We start from the raw sequence: 282 nt of genomic DNA on the forward strand, positions 1-282 counted from the left end.
GTCGCAGACCTCGATCTGGTGGAAAGCAACGAAGCCTTCGCCGCCCAATCGCTGTGCGTGGACCGCGAACTGGGCCTCGACCCGGCCAAGGTCAATGTCATCGGCGGCGCCATCGCCATCGGCCACCCGATCGGCGCCTCGGGCGCGCGGATCCTGACCACCCTGCTGCACGGGATGAAGCGCTCGGGCGCCAAGAACGGTCTGGCCACCCTCTTCATCGGCGGCGGCATGGGCGTGGCCATGTGCGTCGAGGCCGTCTAGGGGCACACGCGGCGGCTGACT

The 282-nt window shown here is 69.1% G+C and carries 1 pseudogene; it reads left to right on the forward strand.

What is annotated here, in order from left to right:
* Nucleotides 1-261, forward strand: a pseudogene (locus tag EIK80_RS25760) (acetyl-CoA C-acetyltransferase); the annotation flags it as partial.
* Between the last annotated feature and the right edge of the window lie 21 nt (nucleotides 262-282).

The sequence above is a fragment of the Caulobacter sp. 602-1 genome (genome assembly GCF_003931565.1).
Classification (GTDB): domain Bacteria; phylum Pseudomonadota; class Alphaproteobacteria; order Caulobacterales; family Caulobacteraceae; genus Caulobacter.